At 63.3% G+C, this 17,252-nt stretch carries 15 protein-coding genes; 12 read left to right on the forward strand and 3 right to left on the reverse strand.

The features are described from left to right. The 5 genes from B5525_RS05565 (at position 1) to B5525_RS05585 (ending at position 6,733) form a co-directional block, all read left to right on the forward strand. Positions 1 to 1,017, forward strand: a complete 1,017-nt coding sequence (locus B5525_RS05565; RefSeq protein ID WP_079565105.1) for a branched-chain amino acid ABC transporter permease — start codon at positions 1 to 3, stop codon at positions 1,015 to 1,017. Between the two features lie 145 nt (positions 1,018 to 1,162). Beyond that, on the forward strand, positions 1,163 to 2,392 hold the full coding sequence (locus B5525_RS05570; protein ID WP_079565106.1) for an ABC transporter substrate-binding protein: 1,230 nt from the start codon (positions 1,163 to 1,165) through the stop codon (positions 2,390 to 2,392). Between the two features lie 197 nt (positions 2,393 to 2,589). Then, a complete protein-coding gene (locus B5525_RS05575) occupies positions 2,590 to 3,819 on the forward strand; it encodes an ABC transporter substrate-binding protein (protein ID WP_079565107.1) in 1,230 nt (409 codons plus the stop codon). A gap of 175 nt (positions 3,820 to 3,994) precedes the next feature. Then, entirely contained in the window at positions 3,995 to 5,224 is a 1,230-nt protein-coding gene (locus B5525_RS05580) for an ABC transporter substrate-binding protein (RefSeq protein WP_079565108.1), read from the forward strand. 225 nt (positions 5,225 to 5,449) lie between these two features. Beyond that, complete coding sequence (locus B5525_RS05585; protein WP_079572980.1) at positions 5,450 to 6,733, forward strand: glycerate kinase type-2 family protein; 1,284 nt, start codon at positions 5,450 to 5,452, stop codon at positions 6,731 to 6,733. A gap of 169 nt (positions 6,734 to 6,902) precedes the next feature. Here the strand turns inward: B5525_RS05585 and B5525_RS05590 are convergent, their stop codons facing one another. Beyond that, a complete protein-coding gene (locus tag B5525_RS05590) occupies positions 6,903 to 7,433 on the reverse strand; it encodes a MarR family winged helix-turn-helix transcriptional regulator (protein ID WP_079565109.1) in 531 nt (176 codons plus the stop codon). 291 nt (positions 7,434 to 7,724) lie between these two features. On the opposite strand from B5525_RS05590, the gene B5525_RS05595 reads away from it, so the two are divergent. The 7 genes from B5525_RS05595 (at position 7,725) to B5525_RS05625 (ending at position 15,388) form a co-directional block, all read left to right on the forward strand. Continuing rightward, positions 7,725 to 8,765 (forward strand): branched-chain amino acid ABC transporter permease, encoded by a 1,041-nt coding sequence (locus B5525_RS05595; RefSeq protein WP_079565110.1) that lies wholly within the window; start codon positions 7,725 to 7,727, stop codon positions 8,763 to 8,765. Between the two features lie 5 nt (positions 8,766 to 8,770). Then, positions 8,771 to 10,540: an ABC transporter permease subunit gene (locus tag B5525_RS05600; RefSeq protein WP_079565111.1), complete on the forward strand. Its 1,770-nt coding sequence runs from the start codon at positions 8,771 to 8,773 to the stop codon at positions 10,538 to 10,540. Next, the gene (locus B5525_RS05605) at positions 10,537 to 11,268 is read left to right on the forward strand and encodes an ABC transporter ATP-binding protein (protein WP_079565112.1); all 732 of its coding nucleotides are present in this window, start codon (positions 10,537 to 10,539) and stop codon (positions 11,266 to 11,268) included. Before B5525_RS05600 ends, B5525_RS05605 begins: the two co-directional genes overlap by 4 nt. A 148-nt stretch (positions 11,269 to 11,416) precedes the next feature. Next, entirely contained in the window at positions 11,417 to 11,602 is a 186-nt protein-coding gene (locus B5525_RS05610) for a hypothetical protein (RefSeq protein ID WP_079565113.1), read from the forward strand. 476 nt (positions 11,603 to 12,078) lie between these two features. Continuing rightward, positions 12,079 to 12,351, forward strand: a complete 273-nt coding sequence (locus tag B5525_RS05615; RefSeq protein ID WP_079565114.1) for a hypothetical protein — start codon at positions 12,079 to 12,081, stop codon at positions 12,349 to 12,351. Positions 12,352 to 12,561: 210 nt separating this feature from the next. Next, entirely contained in the window at positions 12,562 to 13,773 is a 1,212-nt protein-coding gene (locus B5525_RS05620; RefSeq protein WP_079565115.1) for a multidrug effflux MFS transporter, read from the forward strand. Positions 13,774 to 14,002: 229 nt separating this feature from the next. Beyond that, positions 14,003 to 15,388 (forward strand): glycosyltransferase, encoded by a 1,386-nt coding sequence (locus B5525_RS05625; protein ID WP_154073077.1) that lies wholly within the window; start codon positions 14,003 to 14,005, stop codon positions 15,386 to 15,388. A gap of 81 nt (positions 15,389 to 15,469) precedes the next feature. Here the strand turns inward: B5525_RS05625 and B5525_RS05630 are convergent, their stop codons facing one another. Both B5525_RS05630 and B5525_RS05635 read right to left on the reverse strand, forming a co-directional pair. Continuing rightward, positions 15,470 to 16,621, reverse strand: coding sequence for an ABC transporter substrate-binding protein (locus B5525_RS05630; RefSeq protein WP_079565116.1), 1,152 nt, complete (start codon positions 16,619 to 16,621; stop codon positions 15,470 to 15,472). Positions 16,622 to 16,824: 203 nt separating this feature from the next. Next, the gene (locus B5525_RS05635) at positions 16,825 to 17,244 is read right to left on the reverse strand and encodes an acyl-CoA thioesterase (RefSeq protein ID WP_079565117.1); all 420 of its coding nucleotides are present in this window, start codon (positions 17,242 to 17,244) and stop codon (positions 16,825 to 16,827) included. Positions 17,245 to 17,252 lie beyond the last annotated feature (8 nt).

Raw genomic sequence — 17,252 nt, forward strand, 5'->3', positions numbered from 1 at the left:
ATGAGCGCAGTCGAGGAAGTCGTCACCCAAGCACCCGCGGTGGAAGCCGTTCCCAAGCGGGCCATGACGCTCGGCTATGGCACGTCGCTGGCCATCCTGGCACTGCTGATCGTGGTGCCGCTGTTCGTGAAGAATTTCATCATCTTCCAGCTGACGATGCTGCTGATCTACGGCCTCGCCGTGCTGGCGCTGAACATCCTGACCGGCGGCAGCGGGCAGTTTTCGCTGGGACAGAGCGCGTTCTACGCGGTCGGCGCCTACACCTCGGCGATCCTGATGGAGCATGGCGGCGTCAATTACGCGCTGACGCTGCCGATCGCCGGCGTCATCTGCTTCGGTTTCGGATTTTTGTTCGGCCAGCCGGCACTGCGGCTTTCCGGCGTCTATCTGGCGCTCGCCACCTTCGCGCTGGCGACCGCGATGCCTCAGCTTCTGAAGCTCGGTTATTTCGAGTACTGGACCGGCGGCGTGCAGGGCCTGGTCGTGACCAAGCCCGATGCGCCGTTCAACCTGCCGATGTCGCAGGACACGTGGCTGTATTATTTCACGCTGGTGGTCACCATCGCGATCTACATCTTCTCCGTCAACCTGTTGAAATCGCGCTCGGGGCGCGCCTTCATGGCGATCCGCGACAACGAAATCGCGGCTTCCGCCATGGGCATCGACGTAGCGCTGTACAAGACGCTGGCGTTCGGCGTCTCGGCCGGCATCACCGGCGTCGCCGGCGGGTTAGGCGCCATTGCGGTGCAGTTCGTGGCGCCCGACAGCTATACCATCACGTTGGCGATCTCGCTGTTTCTCGGCATGGTGGTCGGCGGCGTCGGCTGGCTGCCCGGTTCGATCGTGGGATCGGCCTTCATCATCTTCGTGCCCAACATCGCCGAGGGGATCTCGAAGGGCCTCTCCGGCGCCGTGTTCGGCGTGCTCCTGTTCCTCGTCATCTTCCTGGTGCCGCACGGCGCACGGCAGGTCGCCATCGTCGCCCAGCAACTGGCCGGCAAACTCAAGAAAAACTAACCGGGATCATAGGGTTGAGCCAACGGGTCGCGCGAATGCGTGATAAATTCCGCAATATCCATCAAACCGCACCGAAGCCGTGCGAGGGGTTTCGCAAGCGCTCAACCCATCCTGAAGGCCAAGGTGATAAAAATGAGGAGAGAGTATGTTTTCTAAACAAGAACTAAGAATCGCCGCGTTCTCGACGGCGGTCATCGCATTCGCGGCCACCTCCGGCGGAGCACTCGCCCAAAAGAAATACGACACCGGCGCCACCGACACCGAGATCAAGATCGGCAACATCATGCCCTATAGCGGTCCCGCTTCCGCCTATGGCGTGATCGGCAAGACCGAACAGGCCTACTTCAACAAGATCAACGCCGAAGGCGGCATCAACGGCCGCAAGATCAACTTTATCACCTATGACGACAGCTACAGCCCGCCCAAGGCGGTCGAACAGGCCCGCAAGCTGGTTGAGAGCGATGAAGTGCTCGTGGTGTTCAATCCGCTGGGCACGCCGTCAAACTCGGCGATCCAGAAATATCTGAACGCGAAAAAGATCCCGCAGCTGTTCGTCGCCACCGGCGCCACCAAATGGAACGATCCGAAGAACTTCCCGTGGACCATGGGCTGGCAGCCCAGCTACCAGAGCGAAGCGCATATCTACGCCAAATATCTCCTGAACGAAAAGCCGGACGGCAAGATCGCCGTGCTCTACCAGAACGACGATTTCGGCAAGGACTACCTCAACGGCCTGAAGGACGGCCTCGGCGCCAAGGCGTCGATGATCGTGGCGGAGGAAAGCTACGAGACCTCCGAACCTTCGATCGACAACCACATCGTCAAGCTGAAGGCGACCGGCGCCGACGTGTTCTTCAGCGTCACCACGCCGAAATTCGCGGCGCAGGCGATCAAGAGGCTCGCCGAAATCGACTGGAAGCCGCTGCACCTCGTCGTCAACGTCTCGGCCTCGGTCGGTGGTGTGATCAAGCCGGCGGGCTTCGAGAACAGCCAGGGCATCCTGTCGGCCGCCTATGCCAAGGACGGCGCGGATTCGCAGTGGGACAACGATCCCGGAATGAAGAAATTCTTCTCCTTCCTGGAGAAGTACGATCCCGACGGCAACAAGCTCGACGCTTCGGTGGTGTACGGCTACGGCGCGGCGCAGACCATGGCCAAGGTCATCGAGATGTGCGGTGACGACCTGACCCGCGCCAATGTGATGAAGCAGGCGGCGAGCCTGAAGGATTTTGCGCCCGACACCCTGCTGCCCGGCGTCAAGATCAACACCTCGGAAACCGATTTCGCACCGATCGAGCAGCTGCAGATGATGCGGTTCAAGGGTGACAAGTGGGAATTGTTCGGCGACATCATCTCGGGCGAGATGGAAAACTAAGGCCGTCTCACGGAGCCTGTCTCTCACGGCTCCGTGATCCCGTCCTCTTCGACTAAATAGCGCCCCCTGCGACACAAGTCGCAGGGGGCTTTTTCTTGCCGGGCATCAAGACAGGGTATTCAATGGCTGCAGGGGCCAAAAAGCGCTCCCAATCAAAAAAATCGACACATTCAACAGACCAGACCAAGGAGGTCCAAATGCCTGCTATCCATTTGCGATTGGGGGCCTTTTCGGCTGCCTTCGCGATAGCCGCGTTGCTGAGCAGCGGCGCATCCGCGCAAAAGAAATACGACACCGGCGCCACCGATACCGAAATCAAGATCGGCAACATCATGCCCTACAGCGGACCCGTTTCCGCCTACGGCGTGATCGGCAAGACCGAACAGGCCTACTTCAACAAGATCAATGCCGAAGGCGGCATCAACGGCCGCAAGATCAATTTCATCAGCTATGACGACGGCTACAGTCCGCCCAAGACGGTCGAGCAGGCGCGCAAGCTGGTGGAAAGCGACGAGGTGCTCTTCGTCTTCAACCCGCTGGGCACGCCGCCGAACTCGGCGATCCAGAAATATATGAACACGAAAAAGGTGCCGCAGCTGTTCGTCGCCACCGGCGCCACCAAGTGGAACGACCCGAAGGAGTTTCCGTGGACCATGGGCTGGCAGCCCAACTACCAGAGCGAATCGCGCATCTACGCCAAGTACATTCTCAAGAATATGCCCGACGCCAGGATCGCCGTGCTGTATCAGAACGACGATTACGGCAAAGACTATCTCAGAGGCTTGAAGGACGGGTTAGGCGCCAAGGCCTCATCGATGATCATCGCCGAGGAAAGCTACGAGACCACCGAGCCAACCATCGACTCGCACATCGTCAACCTGAAAGCGAGCGGCGCCGACGTGTTCTTCAACGTCACCACGCCGAAATTCGCCGCGCAGGCCATCAAGAAGAACGCCGAGATCGGGTGGAAGCCGCTGCACTTCCTCAACAACGTCTCAGCCTCGATCGGCAGCGTGATCAAGCCGGCCGGCTTTGACGCCAGTCAGAACATCATCTCCTCCGCTTACATCAAGGACCCTTCCGATCCGCAGTGGAAGAATGATCCGGGCATGAACGCATTCGACGAGTTCCTCGCCAAGTACTACCCGGAAGGCAACAGGATCGATCTCAACCTGATGTATGGCTACACCGTCGCGCAGGGGCTCGTGCATGTGCTGAAGGCCTGCGGCGACAACCTGACGCGGGAAAACATCATGAAGCAGGCGGCCAGCATCCAGGATCTGGAACTCGGCGGCCTGTTGCCGGGCATCAAGGTTAATACCAGCGCCACCGACTTCGCCCCAATCTCCCAGCTTCAATTGATGAAGTTCAAGGGCGAGAAATGGGACCTGTTCGGGGAGATCATCAGCGGCGACGTCGGCGGCTGAGGCATCGGCCGGCTAGCCGGTACCCGGCTGACTACTAAAGAAGCAGCCCCTGCGGCCCTGTCGCAGGGGCTTTTTCTTGATGGCCCCCGCCAAATGGTATTCAATTGCTCCTGCGCCACAAAAAAATCTCAACCAAGAACAGGGCGCACACACAAACATCCAAGGGAGATCCGGAATGCCTGTTGTCACCAGCAGACTAGCCATTGCTTCGGCGGCGCTCATCGTGCTCGCAGCGTCGAGCAGCGGCGCGCTTGCTCAGAAAAAATACGATACCGGCGCTACCGATACCGAAATCAAGATCGGCAACATCATGCCCTATAGCGGCCCGGCCTCCGCCTATGGCGTGATCGGCAAGACCGAGGCCGCCTACTTCAAGAAGATCAACGATGCCGGCGGCATCAACGGCCGCAAGATCAATTTCATCAGCTACGATGACGCCTATAGTCCGCCGAAGGCGGTCGAGCAGGCCCGCAAGCTGGTCGAGAGCGACGAGGTGCTGTTCATCTTCAATTCGCTGGGGACGCCGTCGAATTCGGCGATCCACAAATACATGAATTCGAAGAAGGTGCCGCAGCTGTTCGTCGCCACCGGCGCCACCAAGTGGAACGATCCCAAGGACTTTCCCTGGACCATGGGCTGGCAGCCCAACTACCAGAGCGAAACCCAGATCTATGCGAAGTACCTTCTGAAGAACAAGCCGGACGCCAAGATCGCGGTGCTCTACCAGAACGACGATTACGGCAAGGACTACCTCAAGGGCCTGAAGGATGGCCTGGGCGCCAAGGCCGCCACGATGATCATCGCCGAGGAAAGTTTCGAGACCACGGAGCCGACGATCGACAGCCATATCGTCAAGCTCAAATCGAGCGGCGCCGATGTATTCCTCGATATCGCGACCCCGAAATTCGCCGCACAGGCGATCAAGAAGGTGGCGGAGATCGACTGGAAACCGCTGCACTTCCTCAACAACGTGTCGGCGTCGGTCGGCAGCGTCCTCAAGCCGGCCGGTTTCCAGAATGCGCAGGACATCATTTCCGCCGCCTATCTCAAGGATGCCTCGGATCCGCAGTGGAACGAGGATCCCGGCATGAAGGAATTCTATGCGTTCCTGGCCAAGGATTTTCCGGACGGCGACAAGCTAGACCAGAGCACCGTGGTCGGCTATGGCGTCGCGCAAACGCTGGTGCATGTGCTGCAACAATGCGGCGACAACCTCACCCGCGAAAACATCATGAAGCAGGCGGCCAGCATCAAGGATTTCCGCACCGAAGTGATGCTGCCCGGCATCAAGATCAACACCGGCCCGGACGATTTTGCGCCGATCAGCCAGCTTCAGCTGATGCGGTTCAAGGGCGAAAGGTGGAACCTGTTCGGCGACGTCATCAGCGCCGACGTCGGAGGGTAATCGTTCGTTCCCCGGACGTAGCGCAGCGCTCTTGCGGTGCGCTGCTGATTCGGGGTCCGTGCTTCACGGTGGGTCCCGGCTCTGCGCTGCATCGCGTCCGGAACACGAAAGATGTTCAGGACCCCCGCCAAGGAGGCGGGGGTTTTCTTTTGCCGGAATCGGATGGATAACCGCCGTTCAAATCCTTTCGCCGCGAACCCCGCAAGGCCAAAGTTCCTGATGACAATGACCGACCGACGCCCTCTCCTGCGCGCGATCTTTGACGCTGCGGTCGCCGCCGCGCATCCCGACATGGTGCTGTCGGCACATCTGCGCCCCCCGCCGAAGGGCCGGGTGATCTGCCTTGCCGCCGGCAAGGCCGCGGCGGCCATGGCGGCGGCGGCGGAGCGGCACTATCTCGACGGCCTTGGCCTTGCGCCCTCGCGTCTTCTGGGGGTAGCGACCACGCGCCACGGCCATGGCGTGCCGACGCGGCGGATCAGGGTGATCGAGGCCGGCCATCCCGTGCCCGACGAGGCCGGATTGAAGGGCGCCGGGGAAAGCCTGCGTCTCGCCACGGATGCCGGCGCCGACGACCTGCTGCTGGTGCTGCTGTCGGGCGGCGGCTCGGCAAACTGGATCGCGCCGGTTGCGGGGATATCCTTCGCGCAGAAGCAACAGGTGACGCGGGCGCTGCTCCGTTCGGGCGCGAGAATCGGCGAGGTCAACACCGTCCGCAAGCATTTGTCGCGGATCAAGGGCGGCCGGCTGGCGCGCGCCGGCAAGCTCGCCGAAATCGTCACGCTGGCGATATCAGACGTTCCGCATGACGACGCTTCCGCGATCGCGTCGGGACCGACGGTGCCGGATCCGACCACGCTGGCGGACGCCCGCGCCCTGGTCGCGAAATACGGCCTCGATGTCGACGACGCCATCCGCCGCGCGCTCGACGATCCCGGTAACGAAAGCTGCAAGCCGGGCGACGCCGCCTTTGCGCGCGCCCAGTTCGAGCTGATCGCACGGCCGAAACAGTCGCTCGACGCGGCGGTGCAGCTCGCAACGGATGCAGGCTATGAGGTGATTGATCTCGGCGCCGATCTCGAAGGCGAGGCACGCGAAATTGCCGCCGAACACGCGCGGCTGGCGCTCACGGCGCGCGCGGCTGGCAAGCGCGTGGCGATCCTGTCGGGCGGCGAACTCACGGTCACCGTGCGCGGCCAGGGTCGCGGCGGCCCGAACCAGGAATATGCGCTGGCGCTGGCCGGCCTGCTCAGGGACACGTCAGGCATCTCGGCGCTGGCGGCTGACACCGACGGCGCCGACGGCGGCGCCGGGAGTGCGGCCGATCCCGCCGGCGCGCTGATCGATGCCGGCACATTTGCCAAAATGAAATCCCTCGGCCTCGACGCCAAAGCCTATCTCGACAACAACGACGCCACCGCGTTCTTCGCCGCCACCGGGGATTTGCTGCTGACCGGGCCGACGCTGACCAATGTCAACGATGTCAGGGTGATTTTGGTGGATGCTTAGACCGTCATTCCGGGGCGCGCGTAAGCGCGAACCCGGAATCTCGAGATTCTCCGATGTGCAATTGCACATCGTAGTTCGATGCTTCGCATCGCCCCGGAATGACGAAGTGTGGACTGCTTCGTCGCAGCGCTCCTCGCAGTCACGATGGAGCGGTTCGCCGAACGGCCCCTCAAAACTCCCGTGCGATGGTCGCCAGCATTTCCAGCAGCGCGGCGCGGTTGGCGGGGCCGAGCAGTTCGTTGAGACGCGCTTCGTGCTTGGAGGCGACGAGTTTCTTGGCGCGGGCCAGCACCGCCCTGCCCTTGTCGGTGAGGACCAGGATGTGGGAGCGGCGATCGTTGGCGGAACGCATCCGCGAACACAGATCGCGGCTCTCCAGCCCGTCGAGCATCGCCACGAAGTTCGGCCGCAGGATGCCGAGCGTATTGGCGATCTCGGTCTGGTTGCGCCCGGGATTCTTGTCGAGCAGCAACAGCACCGAGAACTGCGCCGGGGTCAGTTGCAGCGGTGCGACGCAGCGCAGGAAATCCTCGAACACCCTCAGTTGAGCGCGCTTGAGCGAATAGCCCAGCAGTTCGGACAATTCGCCCATCTGCAGCGCGGGGGCTTCCACGGTCGTCTCGACAGGCTCCTTGCGGGCGGTGCGGGAGGTCTTGCTCGAGTCCCTGGCATCGACGGTGGCGGTCTTGGAAACAGTCATCGCGCGATGCTCGCAATCTGGCCGGAGCCCTGGTTCTGATTGAATCGGAACCAGGACTCCGGCTGCTTTGTCTTACGCGTTTTCCTCACGCGAACCGGTATCCACTTCGCGCGAAAACGCTATAGGCTGCAAATGGCCCCTCCCCGGAAGGCGGGCCTTGAGATTATATTTGATAATTGTTATCCATCATATCAAATACCGGCAGCATGTTTCAACTGCTGTTATCGGACGGTCGGGCGGCCTCTTTGAAGGCTAGAGGACCGGCCGGGGTGTGAGGGGGAGCGTCCGGTCTTGAACATGACGATCATGCTGTTCCTGGTGCAGGACGGCATCACCAATGGCGCGATCTATGCGTTGCTGGGGCTCGCGCTGGTGCTGGTATTCGCCGTCACGCGCGTGATCCTGATTCCGCAGGGCGAGTTCGTCACCTATGGCGCGCTGACCTATGCCTCGCTGTCGTCGGGGCAGATGCCCGGCACCGCGCGGCTGGCGGTGGCGATGGGGATCGTGGCGTTCGCGCTCGACCTGTTCGCAGGCCGCAAATCGCCGCACCTGAAGCTGGTCGCCCGCGCCTTCGCAGTCAACATCGTGCTGCCCTCGGCGATCCTCGCCCTCACCGCCTGGCTCGCCGGCCGCCATCCGCCGATCGCCGTCTCCATCGCGCTGTCGCTGGCGATCGTCGCCCTGATCGGCCTGTTTCTCTACCGCATCGCGTTTCAGCCCTTGGCGCATACCTCGGTGCTGGTGCTGCTGATCGCCTCGGTCGGCTGCCATCTGGCGCTGCAGGGGTTCGGGCTGGTGTTTTTCGGCGCCGAGGGCCAGCGCGGCCCGACCATCGCGGACACCGCCTTCACCCTCGGGCCGCTGCGCTTCACCGGCCAGAGCATCGCGGTCTATGGCATCACCATCGCCTTCATCATCGCCCTGTGGCTGTTCTTCGGGCTGACGCTGTATGGCAAGGCGCTGCGCGCCACCGCCGTCAATCGGCTGGGCGCGCGGCTGGTCGGGATCCGCACCACGCTGTCGGGGCAGATCGCATTCCTGCTGGCTTCCGTGATCGGCGCGATTTCGGGGATCCTGATCGTGCCGATCACGACGCTGTATTACGACACCGGATTCCTGATCGGGCTGAAAGGTTTCATCGCCGCGATCATCGGCGGCCTCGTCAGCTACCCCCTGACCGCGGTCGCGGCGCTGGTGGTCGGCACGGTGGAAGCGTTCTCCTCGTTCTATGCCAGCAATTTCAAGGAGGTCATCGTGTTCACGCTGATCCTTCCGGTTCTCGTGCTGCGGTCGCTGTCGGCGCCCGCCGTCGAGGAAGAGAAGGATTGATCGCGATGAAAGAGCGGCTGCCCGTCCTCGTGTTCGCGCTTGTGATGGCGGCAATCCCGTTCATCCCGGGGATGCCGCCGTTCTGGATCGTGCTCCTGGACAATATCGGGTTATCGGCGCTGGTGGCGATGGGGCTCGTGCTCCTGACCGGCGTCGGCGGCCTCACCTCGTTCGGCCAGGCGGCGTTCTGCGGCTTCGGCGCCTACACCACCGCGGTACTAACGACGACCTACGGCCTGTCGCCATGGCTGACGCTGCCGCTGTCGCTCTTGGTGAGCGGCCTCGCCGCGGTGCTGCTCGGCCTCGTTACGGTGCGGCTGTCCGGGCACTATCTGCCGCTCGGCACCATCGCCTGGGGCCTCGGCCTGTTTTACCTGTTCAGCAAGCTCGAATTCTTAGGGAGAAACGACGGCATCTCCGCGATCCCGCCGCTGTCGATCGGCGCCTTCAAGATGATCGATCCCGGCAGCATCTATTTTGCCATCTGGATCGCCGTCCTGCTGTCGGCGCTCCTGACCATGAACCTGCTGGACTCGCGCACCGGCCGCGCCATCCGCGCGCTGCGGCGCGGCCATATCGCCGCCGAAGCCTTCGGCGTGCAGACGCCCCGCGCCAAACTCCTGGTGTTCATCTATGCGGCCGTTCTGGCCGGGCTGTCCGGCTGGCTTTATGCGCATTTCCAGCGCGCCGCCAATCCGACCCCGTTCGGCGCCCAGGCCGGCATCGAATATCTCTTCATCGCGGTGGTCGGCGGCGCCGGCTATGTCTGGGGCGGCGTACTGGGCGCGGCCATCGTCGTCGTCCTGAAGGAGATCCTGCAGAGCTATCTGCCTTATATCTTCGGCGGCCAGGTCCAGCTCGAGACCATCGTGTTCGGCATCCTCCTGGTGGTGCTGCTGCAACTGGCGCCGACCGGCGTCTGGCCCTGGCTGACGGCGCGGCTACCCCTTAAAACCGGCCGCCGGCGGCCCGATGCAACGCTGACCCTGCCCATGCGCCCGCGCGCGGCCGGCGCGTCTTCCGTGCTGTTGCAGATCGAGAAAGCGCGCAAACAATTCGGCGGCGTCATTGCGGTCAACGACGTCTCCTTCGACGTCTGGGCCCGCGAGATCGTCGCGCTGATCGGCCCCAACGGCGCCGGCAAGAGCACGACCTTCAACCTGATCACCGGCGTGCTGACCAAGTCCGGCGGCAAGATCTCCGTGCTCGGCAAGCGCATCGACAACGCACCACCGCAGGAAGTGACGAAACTCGGCATCGCCAGGACGTTTCAGCACGTCAAGCTGGTGCCTGACATGACGGTGCTGGAGAACGTCGCGATCGGCGCGCACCTGCGCGGACGTTCCGGCGCGATCTCCAGCATGTTCTGGCTCGACCGCGCCGACGAGGCAAGACTGCTCGCGGAAGCGGCACGCCAGATCGAGCGCGTCGGGCTTTCCGGCCAGATTGACGCGCTGGCCGGCTCGCTCTCGCTCGGCCAGCAGCGCATCGTCGAAATCGCGCGCGCGCTGTGCGTCGACCCGATGCTGCTGCTGCTCGACGAGCCGGCCGCCGGCCTGCGCCACATGGAGAAGCAGCGCCTCGCCGGCCTCTTGCGCGGCTTGCGCGACGGCGGCATGTCGGTGCTGCTGGTGGAGCACGACATGGGATTCGTGATGGATCTCGCCGACCGCATCGTGGTGCTCGACTTCGGCACCAAGATCGCTGAAGGCACGCCGCAAGCGATCAAGACCAATCCCGACGTCATCAAGGCCTATCTCGGAGCGGTCGCATGAGCGCGCTGCTGACGGTCTCCGACGCCCATATCGCCTATGGCAAAGTGGAAGCGGTCCGCTCGGTCTCGCTCGAGGTCGCCGACAACGAGATCGTCACCATCATCGGTGCCAATGGCGCCGGCAAGACCACGCTGCTCAACGCCATCATGGGCATCCTGCCGCTGAAGGGCCGCGTCGCCTTTGCCGGCGCGGACATGGTGCAGCTCGAGATCGAGGACCGCGTCGCGGCGGGGCTGAGCCTGGTGCCCGAGCATCGCGAGCTGTTCGCCACCATGAGCGTCGAGGACAATCTGCAGCTCGGCGCGTTCCGGATCGCGCGCGCGGTCGCGGCACAATCGTTCGAGCAGGTCTACACGCTGTTTCCGCGGCTGAAGGAGCGGCGCCGGCAACTCGCCGGGACGCTGTCGGGCGGCGAGCAGCAGATGCTGGCGATGGGCCGCGCCCTGATGGGCGCACCGAAACTATTGATGCTGGACGAGCCGAGCCTGGGCCTCGCCCCGATCATCGTCGCCGACATCTTCCGCATCGTCGGCGAGTTGCGTTCGGCCGGGGTGTCGGTGCTGCTGGTCGAACAGAACGCGCAGGCCGCGCTGCAGATCGCCGACCGCGCCTATGTGATGGAGCTCGGCGAATTCGTCCTCGACGGCGCGGCCAAGGACATCGCCAGCAACGCGCGCGTGGCGGCGAGCTATCTCGGTTTTACCCACGAAGGCGAGAGCGCGATTTAACCGCCAATGGCCTCTTTAACCGCAATGGCTACGGCCAAAAATGGCGCGAATCGGTTCGCGACCGCCGATTCGGCCGTGCGTTAACCGAACCTCTTAAGAAAACATGAACGAATCCCTGCAAGTTTGAAGCAACTCCAGGAGGGGTGACATGAGCAACATCGGCCCAACGTACCCGGCCCACATCGTGGTTAGTCAGGCGGAATTCAAACTCGTTGCAGACGAAACGACCAAGGCAGCGACCGCGACGATCAAATCCGATCAACAGCGTGTCGAAGCCGCCCAGGAACTCGAGGCCGAAGAGGCCAAGATATCCAGCGTGGATATCGTTACCTGAGCCAGGCTGACACGCGACGTTGACATCCGGCCGCGACCGCGCCATTCGGCGCGAGATGTTTCGCGCCTGTCCAACCACGCCCGGGCGAATTCCGGCCACCTCGCAATTTTCCGAACGTCCGCTACGTCACACTCGGACCTCGGGCCGCGTCTGAGCCAGGTCCTTCATCCTCCGACGGCCGACATACGGGCTTTCACGGCGGCCGGCGGCAGCGCGCGCTTCGAGCTGCTCCACGGCGTTCCGGGCGACGGCCATCTGCTGCGGCTCTATCCCGACAGGTGGCGGCCGATTGCAGACCAATTCCTGGCAACGCTCGATGCGCAAAGGCGCTAGGGCGAGTTTCGCCCTTGGGCGGCTTCGCCTCATTTTTGTCGCCGCACGCCTACAACCGCAATTGTTTTCCGGGAGACTGAAATCGCGCGGTAGCGCGGGCCGTCCAGTTTGCATGACGGATATCAGCAACCGGAGATCCAATCATGCGAAACCTGATCAAGACCGCAGCATTGCTGGCGCTGCTCGGCAGTCGGATCGCGATGGCGCAGACCATGGGAAAATCGCTGGCCGGGCCCGCCGCTCCAATCGTGACCTTATCGCTGGCGCAGGATCCGCGATCGGTCGGCGGCGCGCCAATCGGCCACCGCCAGCCGCACCCCGCGGACCTCCCGCCGGAGGCCGCCGGCCATCTCGAGCAGCTCAGTGCGGAGGACACCGCCGTCGATCGCAAGCTTAATATCTGTCGCGGCTGCTGAGTCGACGTCCGGTTCCAGATTCTTCGCGAATTCGAGTCGCCCGCTACAACCGTAACCAATCCGTGCGGCTTTGGAAGCCGAAGCGTAACCGCGATCCTGCAATCCTGGCCGCGGAAGGCCACGAGATTGCCTCTCTTTAGGGCCGCGCGCGGTACGCGACCCCAAAGAGATGGCATCGCAACGCCGGTTCAACCATAGGACATCCGACGCGTGCGCGTTCCGCCTGCCTCAACGGCTTTCACCTTGCTGCTGGGGTTTCTCGTCGCCCTGCCGTCCTTCGGCATCGACATGAGCCTGCCGGCGCTGACGGCCATCGGTGCCGCACTCCACGTCGCGCCGGCACAGGCCGGCCTGATGATGAGCCTCTTCATGCTCGGCTTCGCGTTCGCGCCGCTGCTCTATGGGCCGGCTTCCGATCGATACGGCCGCAAGCCCGTCGTGGTGTTCGCCTGCACGCTCTTCATCATCGCCGGCATCGGCTGCGCCTTCGCCCGATCGCTCTCGACCCTCCTGATATGGCGCGTTGTCCAGGGTGCCGGCGCCGGCGCGAGCATGACCATCGCCCTGGCCATTATCCGCGATCTATTCGAGGGCCAGGCCGCCCGCACCAGGCTTTCCTACGTGGCCATTGCCACCATGATCGTCCCCGCGATCGCGCCGACCGCGGGAGCGGCGCTGCTTGCCCTTGGGGGTTGGCGCGCCATCCCCGCGGCGCTCGCGGGCGTCGGCATGTTGTTGCTTCTGGCCATGTCGATTGGTTTCGCCGAGAGCGCACGAATCGACCCGGCCAACCGCCTGGTCCCCTCCGTCATCGCGCGCAACTATCTTCGTGTCCTGACCAATCCGCTTTGCCTCGGGTACATCCTCGTCAACGCCGCGGCGTTCGGGGCGCTGTTCGCTTATGTCAGCGGCTCCTCGCTGTTCCTGATCAACGCCGTGGGATTGAGACCTGCCCAGTATGGCCTGGTATTCGCTGCAACCTCGCTGGGTATCATGGCGGGGGCCTTCCTCAACGGCCGGCTCAGCGCCCTCGGCGTCGGGCCGGACTATCCGTTGACGGTCGGCCTGGTGCTCGCGGCGGGCGCCGCGTTGCTGTTGCTGACGATGACGCTGGCCGACTGGATGCCGCTCGCCGTGGTGATCTCGCTTCTGGTCCTCGGCAACTTTGCATTCGGGCTGATCGCGCCGAACGCGATGCAGGGGGCGATGCAGCCCTTGCCGCAGATTGCCGGTGCCGCCGGCGCAGCCACCGGCTGCATCCAGATGGCGATGGGCGCCGTCGTCAGCGGCCTCGTCGCAACGCTCTCGAACGAGCACTCGGCGCTCTCGATGACGGCTTTTATGGCGGTGTGCTCAGTTCTCGCACTGGGCTCGTATCTGCTGCTTGCCCGTCCCGCCGAGCGTACCGCCATGCTGTCCTGAGCGAAGGACACTCTCAGCGCTTCCGGCGTCGGCTTCCACTATTTCTCCCGCGCACGCGCGATTTCCGGGGCATGCCTTTGCAAAGCCATCACGCGTTGCAGTCGTAACCGTTTCGCGCCGCTTCGAAGTCGAGACGTAACGGCGATCCTGCAGCCTGTCCCTCCCCGAGCCGAGCCGCCGGACAACCGTCCGGGCAACAGCTCCCTCGACAACCGGAGTGACAGGTCACATGAAAATTCTCATCGCTTCGACGCCCGCCACGGGCCATCTCAATCCGCTGCTTGCGATCGGACACACCTTGATAGCCGAAGGCCACGAGCTCGCCCTTCTGTCCGGCAGCGTCCTGCGCGGCCGCATCGAGGCGATCGGGGCGAAATTCCACGCCCTTCCCGACGGGGCGGACTACGATCTGCGCGACTTCGACTCGGTGGCTCCCGAGCTGAAAACCATGGCTCCAGGCCTGGACTGGTTGCGCGTCGCCCTGGAGCGTGTGTTCGTCGACACCCTTCCTGCCCAGCATGAAGGCCTGCAGCAGGTTTTGCGTGCCTTCCCAGCCGACATCGTGATCGGGGACGACATGTTTTTCGGGGTGCTGCCGATGCTGCTCGGACCACGGTCGAAGCGCCCTCCTGTCGCGCTTTGCGGCACGTCGTTCCTGCATTGGCGCCGCGAGGACAGCGCTCCGCATTTTGTCGGCTTGCCCCCCGCGACCACGAAGCAGCAGGTCGACGACTATGCGGCGATCGCTCGTGAACATGACCGGGTCATCTATCAGCCCGTGGCCGATCGGCTGAATCGACGCCTGCAGAAGCTGGGCGTCGGGCCGTTGTCGATGCAGTTGTTCGAATCCGTCGTGGACCTTGCGGATGCCTATCTGCAACTGACGGTTCCGAGCTTCGAGTTTCCGCGTGACATGCCGCCCTCGGTGCGTTTCGTCGGCACGCCTCCCATCATCCCGAATCAGGTTGCACCGCCATCCTGGGCCCATGAACTCGACGGCTCGCGCAAGGTGGTGCTGGTGACGCAGGGAACGCTGGCCAACCACAATTTCGGCCTGCTGATCGGCCCAACCCTGGCGGCGCTGGCGAACGAGCCCGATCTGCTCGTGGTCGCGACCGCCGGCGGGCGTCCCGTCGAAGCGATACCCGGTCCCATTCCCGGCAATGCACGCCTCGCCCAGTACCTGCCGTTCGAATGGATGCTGCCCAAGGCCGACGTGCTTGTCACCAACGGCGGCTATGGCAGCGTCAACCAGGCGCTGAGCTTCGGAGTTCCGCTTGTCGCCGCAGGATTGACCGAAGACAAGGCCGACGTGAACGCGCGTATCGGATGGTCAGGCGCCGGCATCAATCTTGCGACCAACGAGCCAACGCCCCAAGCGTTGCGTGAAGCCGTGCGCACCGTACTCGACAAGCCGGATCATCGCGCGCGGGCAAAGCGGATGGCTGACGAGTTCGGCGGGATCGACACGCGATCCGAAATACTTCGGATCGTCGGCCAACTCGCGCATCGTGCGACCGAAGCCGCCTTGCCGCCGCGCCGGGCGAACGCGGTCGGTGCGTTGCAACCACAGCTCGACAGGCCGGTGTCGAAATCGCGCGTGCGCAGCCGATAAACCTCCGGCTTTGCAGCCCAAGAAAAAGCCGGCCTCTCGAAGAGAGGCCGGCTCGCGTTCGTTCAGCGTCAGGCGTCCGGCTCACTTCGCCAGCACGTATTTCCCGTCCTTTACCGTCAGGAGGATACGCGAGCGGTCATCGAGGCCGTAGCGGTCCTTTTCGGTGAAGTTGTAGACGCCCTGGCTGGCGGCGATGTCGCGTTCGCTGAGCAGCGCCTGGCGGATCGCCTCGCGGAATTCCGGCGTACCGGGCTTTGCCGTCTTCAGCGCCACCGGGATGACGCGTTCGAGCACCAGGAAGGCATCGTAGGAATGGCCGGCGAACTGGCTGCGGCTGTTGGGCCCAAACTTGGCCTCATAGGCCTTGTCGAGCGCCAGTCCCGGCTTCTTGGTCAGCGCGGTGTCGGGCTGATCCTCCGGGTCCATCACGGGGCCCGATGCCATCAGCACGCCTTCGGCCGCTTTGCCCGCGATGCGAATGAAATCCATGCTGGCGGCGCCGTGGGTCTGGTAGATCAGGCCCTTGTAACCGCGATCGCGCAGCTCGGTCTGCGGCAGGCCCGCCGCGGTACCGGAGGCGCCGACCAGGATCGCATCGGGATTGGCGGCGACCAGCTTCAACACCTGCCCTGTGACCGAAGTATCCGGCCGCGCAAAGCGCTCTTCGTCCGCCAGCGTCAGGCCCATCGCCACGCCCTGCGACTTGAAATCGTTGAACCAGAGATCGCCGTAGGAATCGGAGTAACCGATATAGCCGACGGTTTTGACGTTGTGCGCCTTCATGTGCTCGTACAGCACCTTGCCCATGATCGGAATCGGCTGCGGCATCGACACCGACCATTTGGCGCGGTCCGGCGTGATCGGGAACGGCGACAGGCCGATATGGGGAATGCCCGCTTCGTTGGCGACGTTGGACACCGCGATCGTCGGCGGCGTGATGGAGGATCCCATGATGATGTCGGCCTTGGATTCCGTGACGAAGCGCCGCGCATTGGTGGTGGCGGTGGTGGGATCGCCGCCGTCGTCGAGCACGATCACCTTCAGCGGTACGCCCGCGATCTCCTTGGGCACGAATTCCAGCGCGTTGCGCTCGGGAATGCCAAGCGCCGCTCCCGGTCCGGTGGTCGTGATCGAGATACCGATGGTGATCTCGCTGGTCTGCGCCAGCGCCGGCAATCCAGGTAGCGCGAGCGATGCCGCGACGACCGCCGCCGACAGATAAAACCGCTTCATTGATTCCTCCCTTTAAATGTTATTGTCAGTCCAGAGCTGCGGTTCTGATGGAATCAGAACCGCAGCTCTGGATCTTTGTTTGACGCGTTTTCTTCACGCGAACCGGTATCCACTGCGCGCGAAAGCGCTACAGATCAAAATTCGACCGCTAATTCAAACCCTTCTTTAGGTCATAGCCTGTTTAAGTGACAGCCCTTGCGGGGTCATCCCTGCATGAATTTGGCGATGATTTCCGCCGGCACCGCCGCCGATTTCAGCCGCGCCGGATCGTCCGGGTGCCGGCCGACCAAGACGCGGGTCTCGAACGCCTCGATCGCCACCGCCGCGCCCTTGAACACCTTGTGGGTGACCTCGAAGCTCGAGCGATTGAAGCTCTCGACCCGGCTTTCGATGCTGATCCAGTCGCCATGGGTCGACGAAATGTAGAATTTCGCCCGCGTATCCACCATGGGGATCCCGACCAGGCCGTATTTCCTGACGATGTCCTGCTTGGAGAAGCCGGCCGCCTCGAACATGATCGAGGTCGAGTCGTCGAACATCGCGAAGTAGCGCGGGTAATAGACGATGTTGGCGGGATCGCAATCGCCCCACTGGATCTGCACGTCGCGGCGGTGGACGAACATTCGTTGGA

Source organism: Bradyrhizobium erythrophlei, assembly GCF_900129505.1.
Classification (GTDB): Bacteria; Pseudomonadota; Alphaproteobacteria; order Rhizobiales; family Xanthobacteraceae; genus Bradyrhizobium; species Bradyrhizobium erythrophlei_D.

What these genes read in the sequence shown, in the direction of transcription:
- B5525_RS05580 (WP_079565108.1), top strand. Translation starts at nt 3,995, where the DNA reads ATGCCTGTTGTCACCAGCAGACTAGCCATTGCTTCGGCGGCGCTCATC.
- B5525_RS05610 (WP_079565113.1), top strand. Translation starts at nt 11,417, where the DNA reads ATGAGCAACATCGGCCCAACGTACCCGGCCCACATCGTGGTTAGTCAG.
- B5525_RS05605 (WP_079565112.1), top strand. Translation starts at nt 10,537, where the DNA reads ATGAGCGCGCTGCTGACGGTCTCCGACGCCCATATCGCCTATGGCAAA.
- B5525_RS05600 (WP_079565111.1), top strand. Translation starts at nt 8,771, where the DNA reads ATGAAAGAGCGGCTGCCCGTCCTCGTGTTCGCGCTTGTGATGGCGGCA.
- B5525_RS05630 (WP_079565116.1), bottom strand. Translation starts at nt 16,621, where the DNA reads ATGAAGCGGTTTTATCTGTCGGCGGCGGTCGTCGCGGCATCGCTCGCG.
- B5525_RS05575 (WP_079565107.1), top strand. Translation starts at nt 2,590, where the DNA reads ATGCCTGCTATCCATTTGCGATTGGGGGCCTTTTCGGCTGCCTTCGCG.
- B5525_RS05585 (WP_079572980.1), top strand. Translation starts at nt 5,450, where the DNA reads ATGACCGACCGACGCCCTCTCCTGCGCGCGATCTTTGACGCTGCGGTC.
- B5525_RS05615 (WP_079565114.1), top strand. Translation starts at nt 12,079, where the DNA reads ATGCGAAACCTGATCAAGACCGCAGCATTGCTGGCGCTGCTCGGCAGT.
- B5525_RS05590 (WP_079565109.1), bottom strand. Translation starts at nt 7,433, where the DNA reads ATGACTGTTTCCAAGACCGCCACCGTCGATGCCAGGGACTCGAGCAAG.
- B5525_RS05625 (WP_154073077.1), top strand. Translation starts at nt 14,003, where the DNA reads ATGAAAATTCTCATCGCTTCGACGCCCGCCACGGGCCATCTCAATCCG.
- B5525_RS05570 (WP_079565106.1), top strand. Translation starts at nt 1,163, where the DNA reads ATGTTTTCTAAACAAGAACTAAGAATCGCCGCGTTCTCGACGGCGGTC.
- B5525_RS05565 (WP_079565105.1), top strand. Translation starts at nt 1, where the DNA reads ATGAGCGCAGTCGAGGAAGTCGTCACCCAAGCACCCGCGGTGGAAGCC.
- B5525_RS05635 (WP_079565117.1), bottom strand. Translation starts at nt 17,244, where the DNA reads ATGTTCGTCCACCGCCGCGACGTGCAGATCCAGTGGGGCGATTGCGAT.